Annotated in this window: 14 protein-coding genes; 9 read left to right on the top strand and 5 right to left on the bottom strand. The window is 69.3% G+C overall.

Features of this window, described 5'->3' with window-relative positions:
- The first annotated feature begins 43 nt into the window (after positions 1-43).
- The 6 genes from D7Y04_RS28730 (at position 44) to D7Y04_RS28705 (ending at position 5,419) form a co-directional block, all read left to right on the top strand.
- Positions 44-1,045, top strand: a complete 1,002-nt coding sequence (locus D7Y04_RS28730) for a hypothetical protein (RefSeq protein ID WP_121761336.1) — start codon at positions 44-46, stop codon at positions 1,043-1,045.
- Complete coding sequence (locus D7Y04_RS28725) at positions 1,042-2,061, top strand: hypothetical protein (protein WP_121761335.1); 1,020 nt, start codon at positions 1,042-1,044, stop codon at positions 2,059-2,061. The genes D7Y04_RS28730 and D7Y04_RS28725 overlap by 4 nt, the downstream gene beginning before the upstream one ends.
- Positions 2,058-3,083 carry a hypothetical protein gene (locus D7Y04_RS28720; protein WP_147477210.1) on the top strand — a complete coding sequence of 342 codons (1,026 nt, stop codon included), beginning with the start codon at positions 2,058-2,060 and terminating at the stop codon, positions 3,081-3,083. Before D7Y04_RS28725 ends, D7Y04_RS28720 begins: the two co-directional genes overlap by 4 nt.
- A gap of 3 nt (positions 3,084-3,086) precedes the next feature.
- Positions 3,087-4,037 (top strand): DUF1152 domain-containing protein, encoded by a 951-nt coding sequence (locus tag D7Y04_RS28715; protein WP_121761333.1) that lies wholly within the window; start codon positions 3,087-3,089, stop codon positions 4,035-4,037.
- A 131-nt stretch (positions 4,038-4,168) separates the two neighbouring features.
- Positions 4,169-4,519 (top strand): hypothetical protein, encoded by a 351-nt coding sequence (locus tag D7Y04_RS28710; protein ID WP_199749745.1) that lies wholly within the window; start codon positions 4,169-4,171, stop codon positions 4,517-4,519.
- A gap of 54 nt (positions 4,520-4,573) precedes the next feature.
- Positions 4,574-5,419 carry a hypothetical protein gene (locus tag D7Y04_RS28705; RefSeq protein ID WP_147477209.1) on the top strand — a complete coding sequence of 282 codons (846 nt, stop codon included), beginning with the start codon at positions 4,574-4,576 and terminating at the stop codon, positions 5,417-5,419.
- Positions 5,420-5,423: 4 nt separating this feature from the next.
- Here the strand turns inward: D7Y04_RS28705 and nth are convergent, their stop codons facing one another.
- The 3 genes from nth to D7Y04_RS28690 are packed head-to-tail and all read right to left on the bottom strand — an operon-like array spanning position 5,424 to position 7,555.
- Positions 5,424-6,059 (bottom strand): endonuclease III, encoded by a 636-nt coding sequence (gene nth, locus D7Y04_RS28700; RefSeq protein ID WP_120600034.1) that lies wholly within the window; start codon positions 6,057-6,059, stop codon positions 5,424-5,426.
- Positions 6,060-6,069: 10 nt separating this feature from the next.
- Entirely contained in the window at positions 6,070-7,236 is a 1,167-nt protein-coding gene (locus D7Y04_RS28695; RefSeq protein WP_121761331.1) for an iron-containing alcohol dehydrogenase, read from the bottom strand.
- A 1-nt stretch (position 7,237) separates the two neighbouring features.
- Positions 7,238-7,555: a putative quinol monooxygenase gene (locus tag D7Y04_RS28690; protein WP_121761330.1), complete on the bottom strand. Its 318-nt coding sequence runs from the start codon at positions 7,553-7,555 to the stop codon at positions 7,238-7,240.
- 87 nt (positions 7,556-7,642) lie between these two features.
- On the opposite strand from D7Y04_RS28690, the gene D7Y04_RS28685 reads away from it, so the two are divergent.
- Entirely contained in the window at positions 7,643-8,536 is an 894-nt protein-coding gene (locus D7Y04_RS28685) for a 1,4-dihydroxy-2-naphthoyl-CoA synthase (protein WP_120577562.1), read from the top strand.
- A 6-nt stretch (positions 8,537-8,542) separates the two neighbouring features.
- On the opposite strand, the gene D7Y04_RS28680 is transcribed toward D7Y04_RS28685, so the two are convergent.
- Complete coding sequence (locus D7Y04_RS28680; RefSeq protein ID WP_121761329.1) at positions 8,543-10,606, bottom strand: lipoxygenase family protein; 2,064 nt, start codon at positions 10,604-10,606, stop codon at positions 8,543-8,545.
- 236 nt (positions 10,607-10,842) lie between these two features.
- Between D7Y04_RS28680 and D7Y04_RS28675 the strand changes: the two genes are divergently transcribed.
- Positions 10,843-12,873 (top strand): lipoxygenase family protein, encoded by a 2,031-nt coding sequence (locus D7Y04_RS28675; protein WP_121761328.1) that lies wholly within the window; start codon positions 10,843-10,845, stop codon positions 12,871-12,873.
- A gap of 21 nt (positions 12,874-12,894) precedes the next feature.
- Positions 12,895-14,313, top strand: a complete 1,419-nt coding sequence (locus tag D7Y04_RS28670; protein ID WP_121761327.1) for a cytochrome P450 — start codon at positions 12,895-12,897, stop codon at positions 14,311-14,313.
- A 50-nt stretch (positions 14,314-14,363) separates the two neighbouring features.
- Here the strand turns inward: D7Y04_RS28670 and D7Y04_RS28665 are convergent, their stop codons facing one another.
- Positions 14,364-15,347 carry a GlxA family transcriptional regulator gene (locus tag D7Y04_RS28665; protein ID WP_158627601.1) on the bottom strand — a complete coding sequence of 328 codons (984 nt, stop codon included), beginning with the start codon at positions 15,345-15,347 and terminating at the stop codon, positions 14,364-14,366.
- Positions 15,348-15,368 lie beyond the last annotated feature (21 nt).

The raw sequence follows: 15,368 nt of genomic DNA, 5'->3' as shown, positions 1-15,368 counted from the left end.
CCCATATGAAACCCCGACGGAAGAGTGCAGTGGAGGGGGCTTCATGACGCGCGGTGATCAGCGGCGAGGGCACGCGTGGGGCGTGCTGTTCCTGGGGCTCGCGGTGGCGTGGGCCACGGGGTGCAAGAAGGAGCCGCCAGCGGAGGCGGCCGCGCCCGTGGACGCGGGCGTGGCGCCGGTGGCCGTGGTGGACGCGGGCACCCGGCGCGTGGACGCGGGGACGGTGGCGAAGGTGGTGAAGCCGCTGCGGTTCTCGGACGTGGTGATTGCGCGCCAGGGCCTCCGCGTGGACGTGACCTATACGCTCGCCAATCCCGGGACGGCGCAGGGGCGCGGGGACGCGTGCATGACGCTGCTCGATGAGCAGGGGCACCCCATTGAGGTGGTGCACCTGGGCGGCATCGTCGTGAAGGGCGGGTTGGAGGACACGTTCGAGGACCACGTGACCGTGGCCGACCTGCAGTGGAGCCAGACCCGCACCGTGCTGCTCTTCACGATGCCCTACCGCCACCTCTGCGACTCCACCAGCAGGTCGCCAACCAGTGAGCCCCTGCGGCTGCTGCCGTCAGGCAAGCCCGCGGCGGCGGACCTGGCCGTGCCCGCGCCGCGGAAGGAAACGAAACCGGAGGACCTCCAGGTGTACGACATCGAGGTGACCCAGGAGGGAACCCTGTCTTCCTACGCCATCCGCTACAGGGTGAAGAACGTGAGCGACCACCGGGCTTCGGGGAGCGGGTGCTTGCGGGCCTACGGGGGGCAGGACACGCGCGCGATCGAGGAGTCCAACGTGGGGAACTTCGACCTGGCCCCAGGCGCGTCCGTGACCCTCACGGACGCCATCACCTTCCAGGAGGACAAGCACTGGGACACCGTCACCCTTCTGCGTCTCTTCGCGAGCCACTTTGGCTGCGGGGATGAGGAGGAGTCGGAGAACCCGGGCTTCTCGTTCGACAAGCCGGCGGGAGTCCGCTCGCCCGTGGAGGAGGAGGCGGCGGACGACGAGGCGGAGGATGACGCGGCTCCGGCGGACGAGGTGACGGAATGATGCGCGATGATGGGTGGAGACGGAGCCTGGGGGTCCTGCTCCTGGGCGGCGCGGCGGTGTGGGGGGCGGGGTGCAAGAAGGAACAGCCCCAGGCGAGCGCGCCCGTGGACGCGGGCGTGGCGCGGGTGGCCGTGGTGGACGCGGGGATGCCGGACGCGGGGCCGGTGGCGAAGGTGGCAAGGCCGCTGCGCTTCTCGAACGTGGTGATTGCTCGCGACAAGCCCTACGTGCGCGTGACCTACACGCTCACCAATCCGGGGACGGCGCAGGGGCGCGGGGATGCATGCCTGGCGCTGCTCGATGAGCAGGGGCGGCGCATGGGGGTGGAGCGGTTGGGGGGCATCGTCGTGAAGGGCGGGTTGGAGGACACGTTCGAGGACCGGGCGTACGTGTCGGACCTGAAGTGGGGGCAGGCCCGCTCGGTGATGCTCTTCACGATGCCGTACGACTCCAGCTGCCTCTCCAGCAGCCAGCAGCCGACGAGCGAGCCCCTGCGGCTCTTGCCGTCAGGACGGCCCGCGCCGGCGGACCTGCCCGTGCCCGCTCCGGCGGAGCCGTCGAAGCCGGAGGACTTCGAGGTGTCCGATGCCCGGGTGAGCCAGGAGGGGATCTCGGATAGCTACTCCGTCACCTACACGGTGAAGAACGTGAGCGACCACCGGGCCTTGGGGACCGCGTGTCTGCGGGCCCATTGGACGGACCACATGCAGGACCTCGAGGAGGTCACCGTTGGAGGCTTCGACCTGGCCCCGCATGCGTCGGTGACCCTCACGGAAGGCATCTCCTTCGACGATGACAAGCACTGGGACACGGTGAAGTCGCTGCGCGTCTTCGCGAGTCCCAACGGCTGCGCGGACGAGCCGGATCCGCGGAACGTGGGCTTCCTGTTCTCCAAGCCGTCAGACGTCGGTGCGCCCCGGGAGCTGGAGGAAGAGGAGTCCGAAGTCGGTAACGACGCGGGCGACATAGCGGCCCCGGAGAACGACGTGGCTCCGGCGGACGAGGTGACGGAATGATGCGCGATGAGGGGTGGATGCGGAGCCTGTGCGTGCTGCTCCTGGGCGGCGCGCTGGTGGCTGGATGCAAGAAGGATCAACCCCCGGAGAGCATGTCCGTGGACGCGGGGGCGGTGGCCGCCGCCGTGGCCGACGCGGGTGTCCCGGACGCGGGGGCTGTGGCGAAGGTGGCGAAGCCGCTGCGGTTCTCGGAGGTGGTGTTCAAGCGGGGCTCCAGCCAACTGGACGTGACGTACACGCTCACCAACCCAGGGACGGCGCAGGGCCGCGGGGACGCGTGCCTGGCGCTGCTCGACGAGCAAGGCTTCTTCATCCGGGCGGAGAGGCTGGGGAACATCGCGGTGAAGGGCGGAACGGACGACGTGTTCACGGACGATGTCCCCGTGGACGACAAGGCCTGGGAGCAGGCCCGGACCGTGCTGCTGTTCACGGCCGCCGAGTACTCCTGTGACAGCGGCGCCCTCGGAGCGACCAGCGAGCCCCTGCGCCTGCTTCCCTCGGGACGCCCCGCGCCCGCGGATGTGCCCGCGGCCAGACGGCCGGACCGGCTGGCGAAGGGCGAGCTCCAACTGTCCGACGTCACGCTGGAGCAACCACAGGGAGACGATCGCTATGTCCTCACGTACACGCTGAAGAATGTGAGTGCCCGGCGCATCCATGGCAATGCCTGCCTGGAGGGCCACGAGGAGCAAAAGGGGGGCGAAGCCTTGTTTACCGCCAATGTGGCTGAGATCAGCCTGGCACCTGGCGCGACGGAGACACGCATCGACGACGTCACTTCCGTGGATGGCAAGGACTGGGACACGGTGGCCTTGCTGGCGCTCTTCGTGGATGAGCCATCATGCTTCCAGGCGAGCGCGAGGAGCGCGCCGGTCCGCTTCGCGTTCAAGAAGCCCGCGGGCATCCATGCGCCCGAGGATGAAGTGACAGGGATGGACGAGAGCGACAACTACGACCCCGGAGAGGAGTTCCCTCAGCGGCCACCCGAGTCGGACGACGCGTCGGAAGAGACGGCGGACTGAGTCATGGACCTGGCCACCTCCCCGTTGTTTGAACGGCTTCAGCGCGCGGACCACGTGCTCCTGGCGGGCGCGGGCGGCGGCTTCGACATCTACTGCGGCCTGCCTCTGTATTTCCGGCTGCGCGAGATGGGCAAGCGCGTGTCGTTGGCGAACCTGAGCTTCACGGCCCTGGACCGCGTGGACGGACGTGTCGTGGCCCCGGGCCTGATGGAGGTCCGAGCGGAGACGCAGGGGCCGGCGCATTACTTCCCGGAAGGCGTGCTCGCCCGCTGGTTCCAGGCGCGAGGCGAAGCGGTCTCCATCTACTGCTTCGACAAGGTCGGGGTCGCGCCGTTGAGCGCGGCGTGGGTGGCCTTGCAGAAGGAGCTGGGCTTCGACACGGTGGTGCTGGTGGACGGCGGCACGGACATCCTCATGCGTGGGGATGAGGCCGGGCTGGGCACACCGGAGGAGGACATCTCGAGCCTGGCGGCGGTGGATTCGCTGACGCTGCGGGACAAGTTGATCGTCTGCCTGGGCTTCGGCGTGGATGCGTTCCACGGCATCTGCCACGCGCACTTCCTGGAAGCGGTCGCGGACCTGAGCCGGCGCGGAGCCTACCTGGGCGTCACCGCGCTGCTGCCGGGGATGCCGGAGGTGGACCGCTACCGCGAGGCGGTCATGTTCTCCTCGGAGGAGATGGCCCGGCGCCCGAGCATCGTGTCGCTGTCCGTGGTGGGCGCCATCGATGGCGACTACGGCGACCAGCACCGCACGTCGCGGACGCAAGGCAGCAAGCTGTTCATCAACCCATTGATGAGCATGTACTGGGCCTTCGACCTGGACGCGGTCGCCAGGCGCTGCCTGTATCTGGAGCAGCTGCGGGATACGACCACGAGCTGGGAGGTGAGCGCGCGCATCGAGACCTTCCGCGCCCGGCACCCCACGAAGCCGTGGGAGGACATTCCCGTCTAGCGGCCCGGGCGGCAGGGGGCTGACAGGCGAGCAGCGCCTTGAGGCCTTCCGAGCGGGGAAGCGGGACTCCGTCCGGAAGCGGGCATGCCTACGTTTCACCCCAGAGGGCCGGGACCCTCGGGGAGACGACCATGTGGACACGCCACTTCAACGGGCTCGTCGTGCTGGGTGTGATTGGAACCGTGAGCTTCACGGCCGGCTGCAATGAGCGCCAGCAGCAGGCCGTCAACGAGAACGCCCGGCAGGCCGGGCAGGAGGTAGGCGAGGCCGCCAAGGATGTCCAGCACGGCGCCAGCCGGGCCGCGGAGAGCATCCGCGAGTCCAGCCGCGAGGCCGCCGACGGTTTCCGGGAAGGCGTGGGCGGCTCGGGTGACACGGCTTCCGAGGAACAGAAGGCCGATGAGCGCAGCGGGGATGGGCCGGACATCGGCCGCAACCCGGGCGTCATCCACGACGGGGAAGGGCCGCTGGAAGAACGCTGAAAGACGCACCGAGTCGGACACGCCGCGGCCCAGGGGTGTGTTTGAATGTGGACCATGGTTGCGGCCCCAGCCCCCCGTGGTCTTCATGCGTCCCTCGTCCGGTGGCTGTGCCTGTTGCCGTGCCTGCTGACGGTGGCGTGCGTGACGACGCAGGAGGTGACGCGCGCTCCCTCGCTGGAGGAGAAGTGCGACGGCGGGAGCGCCTGGGCCTGCGAGACCTGGGGGAAGCAGCTCCAGGTGGACAACCGGACGGAGGAGGCGGACCGGGCCCTGGGGCTCGCGTGCGCGATGGGCTCCACGTCCGCCTGCCTGTCACAGGGCAAGGATCGGCTGGCGCGCGGCGACCTGGACGGCGCGGAGCCACCACTGCGCAAGGTCTATGACGAGGACTCGGAGGAGGCGGCGCTGGCGCTCGCGGACCTCCAGGACGCGCGCGGGGATGTGGCCGGGGCCGCGCACCTCCGTTACGAGGCGCTGTCCATCGACAAGTCGACGACGGAGTTCGCGTTCGGCTGGCGCGTCCCGTTCGACGGCGGCATGGGCCTGGCGATGGACGTGAACGTGCAGCCCATGGGGCTCAAGGCCCGGCGGCTGACGCTGGGCGCCAATGCGAGCGTGGACCCGAAGCGGGTGTCGCTGAACGCCACCGTGGGCTACCAGCACTTCGTGACGAACTGGTTCGCGCCCTATGCCCGGGCGCTGGTGGGCCCGTACCTGGATGATTCGGCCTCACGGCGCGCCCCCATCAACCTGGGGGCCGAGGTGGGCATGAAGTTCTTCGCGGGGCCCCTGGGCCACCTGGGCACCGGGTTCGGCACCTCGCTGGACGGCTCCACCTACTACTTCCTCCAGGCCGGGCTGGACTGGGTGCTGACGCTGATGGTGCTCGCGCACATGTGACGGCTCAGGCCACGCCCAGCTTGGGGCACACGTCGTTGAGGAGGCACTCCGAGCACTTGGGCTTCTTGGCCACGCACGTGTAGCGGCCGTGCAGCACCACGGCGGGGCCGAAGAAGGTCCAGTCGTCCTTGGGCACCAGCTTCATCAGGTCCGTCTCGATGGCCTCCGGCTTCTCCTGCTTCGTCAGGCCCAGGCGCTGGCTGACGCGGGCCACGTGCGTGTCCACGATGATGCCGGAGGCCTGCTGGAAGGCGGTGTTGAGCACGACGTTGGCCGTCTTGCGTGCCACGCCGGGCAGCTCCACCAGGTCCTCCATGCGGTCGGGCACCTCGCCCTTGTGGGCGTCCAGCAGCGCGCGGCTCATGGCCTGCACCGTCTTGGTCTTCTGCTTGAAGAAGCCGGTGGGCTTCAAGTCCTCCTCCAGCTCCGCGGTGTCCGCGTCCGCGAGCGCCTGGGGGCCGTCGTACTTCTTCCACAGCTCGGCGGTGACGCGGTTGACGCGCTCGTCGGTGCACTGCGCGGCCAGGATGGTGGCCACCAGCAGTTCGAAGGGCGTGTTCCAGTTCAGCTCGTACTTCGCGTCGGGATACTTCTCGCGAAGGCGTTCGAGCACCACGGGGACGAGGGCGGCGGGTTTCATGGGTGGGTCCTCACATCGACCGTTCGACGAGCGCCGTCAACTCCGCGTCCGTGAGCGGAAGCGGATTGCCCTTCATGCTGCTGGCGGCGCGGGCCTTGGTGACAAGTTCAGGGATGGCCGCGTCGGTGAGGCCCATGTCGCGCAGGCCCCGGATGCGCACGGCGTGAACCAGGTCCTTCACCCAGAGGATGCCGTCCTCGGCGCGGGCGTTGGACTGGCCGGTGAGCAGCACCGCCAGCTCGCGGAAGCGGGGCAGGGCGGGGTGGTCCGGAGCACGCGAGCGCAGCGCCTCCAGGTTCAGCTCCAGCGTGGCTCCGAGCAGCGCGGCGCACAGCGCGCCATGGGCCGCGCCGAGCATCCCGCCCAGAGGTGCCGCGAAGCCGTGCACCGCGCCCAGGCCCGAGTTGGCGAGGCACAGGCCGCCGAAGAGGCTGGCGATGGCCAGATCCTCGCGCTCCGCCGGGCCGGGGCCGTGCAGCACCGCCTTGCGCAGGGAGCGCGCGGAACGCTGCATGCCTTCGCGTGCGAGCGCGTCCGTGAGCGGCTGGGCGCGGATGGACAGGAACGGTTCGATGAGCTGCGACAGCGCGTCCAGGCCGCCGGCCGCGAGCACCTCTGAGGGCGCATGCTCCAGCAGGTCCGGATCCACCAGGGCGACGCGGGGGAGCATCATCGGGCTGCGCAGGCTGGCCTTCACGCCGGCCTCCTTCGAGCCCAGCACCGCGTTGCGCGTCACCTCCGAGCCGGTGCCCGCCGTGGTCGGCACGGCCACGAACGGCAGCGACGGCTTCGTCAGGGCCTGTCCCCGGCCGATGACCTCCAGGTAGTCCAGCGGGTCGCCCCCGTTGGCGGCGAGCGCGGCGATGGCCTTGCCCGCGTCGAGCGCGCTGCCACCCCCGATGGCGACCACGGCGTCACAGCCGGAGTCCACGGCGGCGGCGGTGCCTTCGCGTGCGAGTTCGACGGTGGGCTCGCCCGGGACGCGGAAGGAGGCGGAAGGGATGCCCAGCCGTTCGAGCCCCGCGCGGACGGGTTCGGCGCGGGCGGGGTTGGTGCCGGTGACGAGCAGGACCTTCCGGCCGCCGAGGCCGCGCACGAGGTCGGGGACTTCCTGGACGCTACCCGGGCCGAAGAGGACGCGGGTGGCGGTGGCGAACTCGAAGGGGGCGGTGGGCATGTCACCAGGCCGCGTCGTCGGGGAAGCGGTTGGTGTAGCGGTGGGGGATGCGGGGCTCGGCCAGCATGGGGGCGACGGTGTCACGCCACGTGAGGTAGTGGGCGGTCTCCTTGTGCGCGGCCGGAGCTTCGGCGGTGCGGTAGGCCTCCACGAGGACGAAGCGGGTGGGGTCGTCGTTGTCCTGGCAGACGTCGAAGCGGGCGATGCCGGGCTCCTTCACGCTCTCGCGGGCGTTGGCGAGGGTGGCCTGGAGGAAGGCGTCGACGTGCTGGGGCAGCACGTGCACATGGACATGGACGACGAGCAGGCTCGTGGACATGGCGCGCACGGTAGCGCGGGCGTCCCCGAGCGGAAACCGCTAGGGTTCCGTGCCGTTCACTCCCCCATTTTCGGAGCAAGACTGCGCATGGTCTCGGACCTCTTTGACGCGTCCCGCTGGCAGCCGGTGGAAGGCCACAAGTTCAAGGACATCACGTTCCACCGCGCGGTGGATCAGGGCACGGTGCGCATCGCGTTCAACCGGCCGGAGGTGCGCAACGCGTTCCGTCCGAAGACGGTGGACGAGCTGGCCCGGGCGCTGGAGGCCACGCGGTTCATGACGGACGTGGGCGTGGTGCTGCTCACGGGCAACGGGCCGTCGCCGAAGGACGGAGGGTGGGCGTTCTGCTCGGGAGGCGACCAGCGCATCCGCGGCAAGGACGGCTACAAGTACGAGCCCGGCGAGGACGCGGCGGACCCCGCGCGGCTGGGGCGGCTGCACATCCTGGAGGTGCAGCGGCAGATCCGCTTCCTGCCGAAGGTGGTGATGGCGGTGGTGCCGGGCTGGACGGCGGGTGGCGGGCACAGCCTGCACGTCGTCTGTGACCTGACCATCGCGAGCAAGGAACACGGGATGTTCAAGCAGACGGACGCGGACGTGGCCAGCTTCGACGCGGGCTACGGCAGCGCGCTGCTGGCGCGGCAGGTGGGGCAGAAGCGGGCGCGCGAAATCTTCTTCCTGGGCCAGGCCTACACGGCGGACGAGGCGTTCCAGATGAACGCCATCAACAAGTCCGTGCCGCACAAGGACCTGGAGAAGGTGGCGCTGGAGTGGGCGGCGGAGATCAACACCAAGAGCCCCACGGCCATCAAGATGCTGAAGTATGCCTTCAACCTCCCGGACGACGGGCTCGTGGGCCAGCAGCTCTTCGCGGGAGAGGCCACGCGTCTGGGCTACGGCACGGAAGAGGCACAGGAAGGCCGCGACGCGTTTGTCCAGAAGCGCAAGCGCGACTTCAAGCGGTTCCCCTGGACGTACTGATTCCGCTCAGATGTTGATGCGGGAGCTGACCGTCCGGACATCCAGGCCCAGGGCCGCGAAGTCCGCGGCACGGGCCCGGAGCAGCTCCAGCAGCCGGGGATGCATGTCCTCCTCTTCGTTGGACAGGATGAAGCCGTAGTTCGTCTTGGACAGCATCCAGGAGATCCACAGCATCTCCGTCGCCTCGTCAGGCGTCGGCGCGACGTCCAGGTCCTCCTCCGTGGACAGCGCGCCGCCCTTGCCCCAGCGCAATCCCAGACACGAGTACAGGACCTCTCCCGCGTCCTCCCACTGGAGGTTGTTCGCCCAGGCGTGGCGGAACGTCGCGAAGAAGATGACGTAGCGGCAGAGGTGCTTCAGCGCCTCGACCTCACCCGGCTGGGGCGTATCCGTCCGAGTCACGGCGCTCACGGCTTTCGTCGCGGGCTCCGCGACCTTCGCCCCCAGGTCCATGCGCTCCGAGCGCACGAACCACGGCGCTTCTTTTCCTGGAACCGTCGCTCGCAAGTAGCGGCACACGAACGCCGGTGCGGAATGCGCGACCAGGTCGTCCGAGAATCGGCGCACCTCGTGCCACTGTGCCTCCACCGCCGCGCCGTGCTCCGCGAAGAACGTGTCGACGTGCTCCCCGAGCAGCTTCCAGAACAACTGCCCCGCCTGTGCGTAGCGGTGGCCCTCGCAGACTGGCGTCGCGGGCGCGAAGCCCTTCCAGTCGTAGCTGCCCAGCAGATGTTCCAACCGCTGGTGGATACCTGCTTCCGTCAACGCACTGGCCCGCGTGATGTACCCCGTGGGGCCCACCAGGAATCCGGTGGCGGAGTGGTTGATCAACACCACCTCCCGCAGGTGCGGCATCAGCAGCCAGCGCAAGGGATTGCGCCGCAGGTTCCGGTGCGCGGCGATGGCGTACTGCTCCACGTTGAAGTGACACTGCCCCAGGTGATTGCCCAGCTCCACGTCCAGCGTCGCGCTCACGCGCGCCATCCGCTTGGCCGCCTCCCACTCCGCGCCGTCCGCGGGCGTGTACGTCTTGCGAGTCACCGGTGAGCCGGGCGCCGTTGCTCCGGGTTCCCGCATCCCCAGGATGATCCGCTGGGGCATCAGCTTGCCATCCAACAGCCGCAGCCGGAGGTCCACGTCCGGCAGGCAGTGGACGCCGTCCTGCTCATAGGCATTCCAGGGCAAATACAGCCGGAAGGCCTGGTCATCCCCCGGCACCTCCGGGTCGCGGTCCAGGATGCTGGAGAACATCCCGTTGAGCAGGCGCTCTCCGAACCATGAATCACTCCGCGAGGAGCCTGGCGCTTCGCGCTCCATCCGGACCGTCATCGTCTCCGGGTAGTCCGCCTGGATCTTCGCGAGGCTCAGCACCTGTCCCAGCCGGATCTGCATCTGGTGCTGGCGCTTCACCAACTCGATGGGGGCGACGGCCTTGAGCATCGCCAGTGCACGTCCCGGCGCGTAGGCCGTTGGCGGAGTGCCTTCCTCCACCACGAGCAGGCGGGCCAGCGGCGTCGACGGGTCGTATTCCCAGTACGGCAGCCGGAGTGTCCCGAAGTCGTACTCCCTCCCGCCGTGGTCGTCCGGCCCCCGCTCCGAACCGATGCGCTTCCACGTCTCCACCACCCGGCCGTCCTGACGGAACGTGTGCCGCGGTTCGAAGAAGCGCAGCTCCAGGTCCGGCAGGTCCCGCTCACCCGCGTCCGACGGGTCGTAGCGGATTTCGAACGCGCCATCTGGGCCCGTGAAGGACTCGCCCAGGAAGTCGTCCGGCGTGCCGAAGTCCCGGTCCCACAACTCCACCTTGATGTGGTGCAGGGGGATGGCCCCGTGCGGTCCGTCCTGCTCGAACACGAGCCGGCCCCAGGCCCGAGCGGGCAGGGTGGCGGGATCCCTCGGCGTTCGTGGCGCTCGCACCTGCTTGACCAGGTTACGGCTGACCGCCAGCCGCTCCTTCAATCCCAGCCCCGCGTACCAGCGGGCCAGCTCCTCCGCCTCTAGGAGCGGCGGCTCCCCGGCCTTGGATGAGAACCCCAGGGAGGTCAGCAGGCGGCGCCATGCGGTCGGCATCAGCTCCGTGCCTCAATCTCAGCCAGGGGACGACGGGAAGCGGGCTTCATCGCGCGGAAAGGTACCATGCCTGCGGCAATCCCATACTCGCGCCCTCGCCCCCGAGGGCAGGTGGCTAGCGGATCCACGGCAGCCAGCTTTCGTCACATGCTCCGCATGCACTGTGACGCCTCCGCACATTGTCCGCCCCGCTTCCACCGGCGTACCTTGCGTGCCACGTGGTAGTGGGAGAATCCATGACCGTCGATTACACGCTGACGATTCGCACGAGCTCGAAGCTCGGCGCCGGAACGAACGCGGCCATCTCCGTGGTCCTGGTGGGCACGAAGGGCGAGAGCCAGCCGCAAGCCCTGGACAAGCGCTTCCACAACGACTTCGAGGCCGGCGCGGTGGACGCCTACTCCGTCAGGTCCGAGGACCTGGGGGACCTGATCCTGCTCCGGTTCTCCAACGCGGGGGGCGGCGTCGGTGGCGACTGGCTCCTCGACTCGGTGACCGTCACCGCGCTGGGGAAGCACTGGTTCTTCCCGTACTACCGCTGGGTGCTGGCCAGGACGACCGCGGAGGTCCTCGAGGGCACCGCCCGGCTGCCCCAGCAGGTCCAGCACGAGCGGCAGAAGGTCGCCCGGAACGACCTGCTCCAGGCCCGCCAGCGCATGTATCCCTGGCGCCCCGCGGAGGCCACCGCCGGGCTGCCCGGCGCGCTCGACATCACGGAGGAGCGCCCGCTGCCGAAGGACGAGCTCTACCGGGGCCTCGTGGACGGCAGCTATGAGGTCGTCATCGCGAAGACGCTCGCGGCCATCAAGTTGCACATGCCCGTGCTCGGCAAGGCGTGGAATGGCCTCGTGGACGTCTTCGACTTCTTCAAGGGCCTCGAACTGCCAACCATCGCCAGGCGCTGGCAGGACGACATCGAGTTCGCCCGGCAGGCCGTGCAGGGCATCAGCCCCGTCCACATCCAGTCCATCACCGAGCTGCCGGAGGGAATGCCCCTCCAGGACTCCGAGCTGCGGGGCCTGCTGGCTCCTGGCACGACGCTCCCGCAGGCGCTGGCCGGCAAGCGCGTCTTCCTGCTCGACTTCGAGATCCTGGGCGACGTGCCCATGTTCAGGAAGGCGGACAAGGCCGGCGTCGAGGAGCGCCGGTGGGCGCCCGCGTCCCGATGCCTGCTGTACCTGGACGACACGCGCCAGCTGCGGCCCATCGCCATCCAGCTGGGCCGCGACCCGGCGCTGGATCCAGTGTTCACGCCCAATGACAGCCCGCACGACTGGCTGGCCGCGAAGATCTATCTGCGGTGCAGCGAGGGCAACACGCACCAGATGGTGGGCCACGCGCTCCGGACCCACTTTGTCGCCGAGCCGTTCGTCATGGCGACGATGCGCAACCTCCCGGACCCGCACCCCGTCTACAAGCTGCTGCGTCGCCATTTCCGCTACACGCTCGCCATCAACGATGGCGCCCGGAAGGGCCTGCTCGCGGCGGGCGGCGTGTTCGACGATCTCATCGCCACGGGCGGCCCCGACCAGGGCCACGTCTTCCTGGGCAAGAAGGGGTACAAGGCCTGGACGCTCGCGGACAACAAGCCGCGCCTGGACATCGAGCGCCGTGGCGTGCTCGACCCGGCGGTGCTCCCGCACTACCCGTATCGCGATGACTCGCTGCTCCTGTGGGAGGCGCTGGAGGAGTACGTGGGCGGTGTGCTGGGGCACTTCTACAAGTCCGACGAGGACCTGGTGCACGACACCGACATGCAGCGTTGGTGGAAGGACCTCACCGAGCACGGCCTGCCGGTGGAGAAGCTGCCCTGCGCGGAGCTGAAGCGCGTGTCCGACCTGACGGACATCCTCACCACGGTGCTCTTCACGGTCAGCGTCCAGCACGCGGCGGTGAACTACCTCCAGTACGAGCACTACGCCTTCGTGCCCAACGCGCCCCTGTGCATGCGCCAGCCTCCGCCAAGAGAGAAGGGCGTCCTGGGTGAGAAGGACATCGACGCCATGATTCCCTCCAAGACGCAGATGCTCTGGCAGGTGGCGGTGGGCCGCGCGCTGTCCAGCTTCGGGGACGACGAGGAGTACCTGCTCCATGAGGGTGGCTGGCGCGAGGACTACTTCCAGGAGCCGGAGCTCATCGCCATCCGCGACCGCTTCCACGCCCAGTTGCGCGCGCAGAGCGAGGCCGTGAAGGCGCGCAACGCGAAGAGCGCGGTGCCCTACACCGTCCTGCAGGCCGACCGCATCCCCTGTGGCATCACCGTCTAGCGCCGTCAGGAGACTCCGCCCATGCCCAATGCCTTCTCTCGCGGCATCTTCAACCTGTTCTTCGGCGCGAAGCGCAAGCCGTTCGCGTCGCTGCCCGGTCCCCAGCCGGGGATCCTCGGCACTGCTGGGGACTTCCTGGGGGCGTCGCCCTGGGACGTCTGTGCGAGGTACGGCCGCGAGTACGGCGGCGTCACGCTCATCTGGATGGGGCCCAACCCCGGGCTGGTGCTCAACGACCCGGCGCTCATCGCTGAGGTCTACGAGTCCCCGCGCCGGATGGAGTTCGAGAAGGGGAACATCAGCGAGCAGATCCGCCCCTCCACGACAGATGACACGGCCTTCACGGCGGAGCTGCGCGGGGACTGGGTCCAGAAGCGCCAGCTGGAGCCCGGCGCGCAGCCGTGGGCCACGGAGTGGCTGGCGGATCAGGTGGGCCCCATGCAGGCGGCCATTTCCGAGTCCGTGGACGCGCTGCTGAAGCAGAGGCACATCGACCTCACGCCCGCGCTGCGCCGACTGACGTTCGACGCGTTCTCGGTGGCTTCGGTGGGGGAGAAGCTGCCGGACCAGGTGTTCGAAGACTTCATGCTGCTCGCGAGGGCGGCGGACGCGCGCATCCAGTCGAAGCTGCCGCTGAAGTTCGTGAAGCCTCCCAAGGACTTCGACGCGGTGAAGGCGCGCTTCTACGGGCACTTCGTGGACCGCATCCGCGAGGCTCGCAAGCGGCAGGACTCGCGTGCCGTGGACATCATGTCCCGCTACCTGCGGGAGACGCCGGGCATCGATGATCAGGTGCTGGCGCACATGCTCGGAGGCACCTATTTCGGCGGTGCGTTCTCCTCCAGCGTCACGCTGGTGGGGGCGTTCCACCAGCTCAACAAGTACCCCGACGCTGACGCGCGCCTCGCCGCCGAGGCTGCCTCGTTGATGGCGGACGGGCCGCTGACGCTCACGAAGCTGGACGCCGCGAAGTGGGTGGAGGCGGTGGCGTATGAGGCGCTGCGCGTCTTGCCGGCGGTCCGGGTGATGACGCGCACGCCGTCGAAGGATGCGCAGCTGGCCGGGGTCACGTTGCCGGCGGGGTCGATGATCATGATCTCGAACCAGCACCTGCACCGCGACCCGGCGCACTGGCCGGACCCGGATACGTTCAATCCGGAGCGCTGGCTGGACGGAGGCACGACGCGAGACCCGCTGGGGAGCGGCCATTTCTTCCCCTTCGGTCGCGGGCCGCGCGCGTGCGTGGGCGCGGACTTCGCGATGGTGTTCCTGAAGACGGCGCTCGCGACGATTGCCTCCCGGGTGAAGGTCCAGCTCGACTCGACGGAGCCCTTCGAGGAGGGCTTCTTCTTCGGCGTGGTGCTCCCCAGGGGGGTCACCGGGAAGCTCATCGCTCGCGCAGCCTCGTCATCCGAGGACGTGCGCGCCCGGAGCGCCTAGAACGGAGGCCACCACGGTCGCGATATTGAAGGACCGGGTCCTTTGTCACATCAGCGCAGCGCGAACCGCTTCCTGTAGGAACCCGGAGACAGTCCGGTGCGAGCCTTGAAGCGGCGGCGGAACGACGTGGTGTCGGCGTAGCCGACGGACTGGGAGATGTCCTCCACGGTTCGAGGAGTGGTCTCCAGGAGTCGCCGGGCGGCCTCGATGCGTAGGCGCTGGACATAGTCCAGGGGCGTATCGCCGGTGGCCTTGCGGAACCGACGCAGCAGCGTGCGTTCGCCCAGGCTCGCGGCCCCGGCCGCTCCCGCCAGGGTCACCGGCTCCGAGAGGTGGGCCTCCAGCCACTCCTGGGCGCGCAGCACGGCGGTGTCGCCGTGGTCGCGAGGCGTGGCGTGCACTGCGTCGGGGGCGAGGAACCGACGGCCGGGTTCCACCAGGAGCATCCTGGCGCAAAGCGCGGCCAGCTCCGCGGAGACCTGCTTCGCGACCAGGTGCAGACAGAGGTCCATGCAGGCGGTGATTCCGCCCGTGGTGAGCACGTCGCCATGGTCCACCAGGAGCAATTCCGGCTTGAGCGCCACGCGGGGATAGCGGGTCGCGAAGTCCCGGGCCAGCCCCCAGTGGGTCGTGGCCTCCCGGCCCTCCAGGAGCCCCGCCTCGGCGAGCAGGAAGGCGCCCGCGCACACCGCCGCGAGCTTCGCGCCTCGCGTGTGCTGTCCCGCCAGCCAGTCCGTGGTGGAGCGCTTCGCCACGCATTGCTCCAGGTCGCCCACGAGCGCGGGGATGATGACGACGTCGAAGCGTTCCGTCGGGGCAGGCACTCGCGCGGCGCCCAGCATCAGGCCATGGAAGCTGCGCACGGGGCCGGCGAGGGGCGCCACCAGTTCCGTCGTGAAGGGTTCTCCACCGCCCTGGTCCCGGCTCAGGCGGTTGGCCATGGCGAACACGTCCAGTGGGCCCGCGACGCTGGAGGCCACGCAGGCCTCCAGGGCCAGCACCGCGACACGAATCGACGAGGACCCGGCAGGCATGCGCGTTTGTCGGTTTCCGCC

It is taken from the genome of Corallococcus sp. AB038B (genome assembly GCF_003668955.1).
GTDB classification, from domain to species: Bacteria; Myxococcota; Myxococcia; order Myxococcales; family Myxococcaceae; genus Corallococcus; species Corallococcus exiguus.
Note: the sequence above shows the minus strand (reverse complement) of the source record. Positions and strands in the feature narration are given on the sequence as shown.